Here is a 4,257-nt window from a genome sequence, read left to right on the forward strand (position 1 = left end):
CCTGCTGACATTCAAAATGAAGAGATGCCAGAAGAGAGGTTCGGAATACTTTTGAATCAGGAACTGGATCTGTTCCCGTCACTTCATATTCCAAAGCTGGATATGACAAAGGTCAAAGAAGCTGTGGAGCTTATGAAAGTGTCCAAGAGACCGCTTATTATTTCAGGTGCCGGAGTCATAAGAAGTGGGGCAGCAGAAGAACTTTATGAATTTGCCACAAAAAACAACATTCCTGTGACCTCTTCCCTCTTAGGACTTGGAGGTTTTCCTGGAGACAACAAACTATTCCTGGGAATGGGCGGAGTACACGGAAGTATAGCTACAAATATTATAATTCAGGAAGCTGATTTTGTACTGGCTGTGGGAACCAGATTTGATAACAGACTTACATGTGATTCAGACGGATTTCTAAATCAAGCTAAAGTGGTACATATAGATATAGACCCGGCAGAAAATAAAAAAATAATTGTAGCCGATGTATTTATCCAGGGTGACGCAAAAGAAGCCCTGAATAAAATGGCAGAACTCAGTGAAGGTAAAAAAGAGCAGTTATGGCTAGACAGGGTAGATGAGCTCAAAGGGAAATATTCTCCTACTAAATTTAGTGAAAAATATTCTTTAGAACCTAGAAGAATATTTGAGATTCTGAGCGACAAAACTGATGAAAATGCTATAATAACAACAGATGTAGGTCAGCATCAGATGTGGGTTGCCCAGTATTACAAATTTAGAAAACCAAAAACTTTTATAACTTCAGGTGGTGCAGGAGCAATGGGATTTGGTATCCCGGCAGCCATAGCAGCCAAGATAAAAAAACCTGATACCACAGTTATTTCTGTAGTGGGAGACGGTGGGTTTCAGATGTGTGTAGGGGAGATAATAATGCTGAAGCAGTACAATCTTCCTGTAAAAATAATGATCATAAACAACGGGACTCTTGGAATGGTAAAACAACTCCAGGATACCTTTAAAGGCGGAAAGCATTTCGGAGTATACCTAGATGTAAATCCAGATTTTATGGGGATAGCAAAGGCTTACGGGATAAAAGGTGTGAGAGTCACCAATGAAGAAGAGCTTACAAAAGCCTATGATGAAAATATTGACACAGATGAACCAGTTATAATAGAATGTGTCTTAGACAGAAAGAAAAATGTATATCAGACACTTGTGCATCCAAATCTATAAAAAATAAGGAGCGAAGATATGAAAAGAGAACTTTTGATAACGGCGAAAAATAAAATAAGTGCTCATTCCAGAATTTACAATTTATTTAGTAAGAAGGGTTATGAATTGGAAAGTGTTGTTGCACATCCTTGTAAAAAAGACCCTGAAAACATCAGAATGACTCTCGCCGTCGTCAAAAGTGATCAAGCTCTCTTAGAACAGATAAGACAGAATCTGTATAAAATAGTCGATATAATAAGCGTAGAGATAGTATAAAGGTTTCAACACCATTAAAATAAATACAAAAAAACAAGGGGGAATAGAAAAATGGCAGTAACTGTATACACAGAAAAGGACTGTAACATCGAAATCTTAAAGGGGAAAAAAATAGTAGTAGTTGGATTTGGAAGTCAAGGGCATGCACATGCTTTAAATCTTTTTGATTCAGGTGTAGATGTGACAGTAGGTTTAAGAGAGGGATCTCCTACAATGGAGAAAGTAAGAGCTGCAGGTCTTAAGGCAGATACAATTGCAAATGCAGTAAAAGGTGCAGATGTTGTAATGCTTCTTATCCCAGATGAATCTCAAGGAAAAATCTACGCTGAACAGATCGAGCCTAACCTTAAAGAGGGAGCTTACCTAGGATTCGGACACGGATTCAACGTTCTTTATAATATTGTAAAATTAAGATCAGACTTAAACGTATTCTTAGCAGCGCCTAAAGGACCTGGACACATGGTTAGAAGAACTTTTGTTCAAGGAACAGGTACACCAGGACTTATAGCTATAGAGCAGGATCCTTCAGGAAATACAAAGGAAATTGCACTTGCATGGGCTCAAGGATTTGGAGGAGCAAGAGCAGGGATCATCGAAACTACATTTAAAGAAGAAACTGAAACTGACCTTTTTGGTGAGCAGGCAGTTCTTTGCGGAGGAGTTACTGAGCTTATGAAAGCCGGTTTCGAAACTCTTGTAGAGGCTGGATATGAGCCTGAAATGGCGTACTTTGAATGTGTACATGAGATGAAGCTTATCGTTGACATGATCATAGACGGTGGATTCACATCGATGAGAGACTCTATCTCAAATACAGCAGAGTACGGAGATTACATCACTGGAACTAAAGTAATCACTAAAGAGTCTAGAGAAGGAATGAAGGCAGTATTAAAAGATATCCAAGACGGTACATTTGCCAGAAACTTCATAAAAGAGTGTGAAACAATGGAATTTATGAACGAAAAGAGAAAATCTGAGCAAGAGCACCAGGTTGAAAAAGTAGGAAATGAATTAAGAGGAATGATGTCTTGGCTTAAAAAATAAGCTGAGAAATAAAATCTAAAAGATTTAATGGGCAGCTGTCTTGGGAGAGGAACTTTTCCCTGACAGCTGCTCTAGTACTATCGGGGTATATAAAAAAGATAAATATTTTAAGAAGGTATAGGGGGAGAATTATGTTTAGCTATTTTATAAGTTTGGTGATGTTGATTTCAGCTTATTTTATTTACGGGAAATATCTTGAGAAGAATTTTGGAGTGGATTCGAGAGCTACACCTGTGACTACTATGAGTGATGGGGTAGACTATGTGGAGATAAATTGGAAAAAAGCACTTCTCATTCAGTTTCTGAATATAGCAGGTCTGGGTCCAGTGACAGGAGCCATAGCAGGAGCTATGTGGGGTCCTTCTAGTTTTCTGTGGATAGTATTCGGGTGTATTTTTGCCGGGTCTGTGCATGACTATTATGCAGGACTTATATCCATGAGACATTCCGGAAAAAATATTCCTGAACTGATAGGAGAGTATTTAGGAAAAGGTGCAGAAAGATTTATAAAAGTTGTTACGGTAATACTTCTTATAATAGTCGGAATAGCTTTTATAACAGGACCTGCAGAAATAATGAAAAGTTACACAGGAATATCCAAAGGAATATGGCTAATTTTAATAGCAATTTATTATATTATAGCCACAATGCTTCCCATTGATAAGATAATAGGTAAAATATATCCGTTTTTTGGAGCTTCTCTTATAATAATGGTAGTTGCTCTTATGTCATCACTTTTAATCAAGGGATATACTATTCCCGAAGTGTCATTTCAGAACCTTCATCCTGCAGGAAAACCTATTTTTCCATTTATGTTTGTAGTGATATCTTGTGGAGCGATCTCTGGATTCCACTCTACCCAGAGTGTACTTATGGGAAGGTGTCTAAAGAGTGAATTTTCCGGAAGGAAGGCCTTTTACGGAGCTATGATTATAGAGGGTATAGTGGCTCTTACATGGGCTGCCATCGCCATAGCATTTTTCGGAGGAACAGAGGGTCTGGCACAAAGTGGTGGCGGAATGGTGGCTATAAGCAAGATATCCACATCTCTTTTGGGGAAAGCCGGAATTGTTCTGGTAGGCTTTGGAGTTATTGCATTACCGATTTCTACGGGAGATACTGCCTTTAGAAGTGCTAGACTTACTATAGCAGATGCAATTGGAATTGAGCAAAAATCATTCAAAAATCGTATTTTAGTTTCTGCTCCGTTATTTTTAATAGCAGGGTTTATGTCTCAGCTTGGATTTACCACCTTATGGAGATATGTTGCTTTTACAAATCAGATACTTGCAACGTTTACTCTCTGGATGTGTACGTATTTCCTTATTAAGAATAACAAAAATATGTGGGTCACCGGAGTTCCTGCAGCTTTTATGACAGGGATAATGACATGTTATATTTTAATGGCTCCAGAGGGATTAAGGATGACTGGATCTATTCCATATTTTAGTGGAATATTTGCAGCAATAGCTTCACTTATAATAGTATTCAATAAAAGTAAATCCAGCAAAAAGGTTGAATATTTGGAAAGAGCTTAGACTCTTTTGCAGAAAGAGCCGTTTTTTTTAGACGGTTCTTTCTTCAAGGAGATAACTGCTTTAAAAATGCGTTGACATTAAACAAAAGATGAGTTATAATAAGTCGATTTGAAAAAAGTTGGTGAAAAAATCAAGTTTTTTTAGGATATTTCGTATCTGGAAAATGCAATTAGTTATAGCGTATTGTTTTGTTGGTAAAGATTAAAGATGGCAGTTGCCAAGACTTTAATAGACC

The 4,257-nt window shown here is 37.6% G+C and carries 4 protein-coding genes; all 4 read left to right on the top strand.

The genetic code is table 11. From position 1 onward, the window contains the following. On the top strand, positions 1 to 1,185 hold a 1,185-nt coding region (locus tag ABZA26_RS08835; RefSeq protein WP_372714154.1), incomplete at its 5' end, for a thiamine pyrophosphate-binding protein. A gap of 18 nt (positions 1,186 to 1,203) precedes the next feature. Further along, positions 1,204 to 1,440, top strand: coding sequence for an ACT domain-containing protein (locus ABZA26_RS08840; RefSeq protein ID WP_372714155.1), 237 nt, complete (start codon positions 1,204 to 1,206; stop codon positions 1,438 to 1,440). 51 nt (positions 1,441 to 1,491) lie between these two features. Next, positions 1,492 to 2,484 (top strand): ketol-acid reductoisomerase, encoded by a 993-nt coding sequence (gene ilvC, locus ABZA26_RS08845; protein WP_372714156.1) that lies wholly within the window; start codon positions 1,492 to 1,494, stop codon positions 2,482 to 2,484. A gap of 131 nt (positions 2,485 to 2,615) precedes the next feature. Beyond that, positions 2,616 to 4,022 carry a carbon starvation protein A gene (locus ABZA26_RS08850; RefSeq protein ID WP_372714157.1) on the top strand — a complete coding sequence of 469 codons (1,407 nt, stop codon included), beginning with the start codon at positions 2,616 to 2,618 and terminating at the stop codon, positions 4,020 to 4,022. Positions 4,023 to 4,257: the final 235 nt, after the last annotated feature.

This window comes from Ilyobacter sp. (assembly GCF_041583315.1).
Taxonomy (GTDB): domain Bacteria; phylum Fusobacteriota; class Fusobacteriia; order Fusobacteriales; family Fusobacteriaceae; genus Ilyobacter.

Coding starts and splice junctions, on each gene's coding strand:
- ABZA26_RS08840 (WP_372714155.1), top strand. CDS start 1,204: ATGAAAAGAGAACTTTTGATAACGGCGAAAAATAAAATAAGTGCTCAT.
- ilvC (WP_372714156.1), top strand. CDS start 1,492: ATGGCAGTAACTGTATACACAGAAAAGGACTGTAACATCGAAATCTTA.
- ABZA26_RS08850 (WP_372714157.1), top strand. CDS start 2,616: ATGTTTAGCTATTTTATAAGTTTGGTGATGTTGATTTCAGCTTATTTT.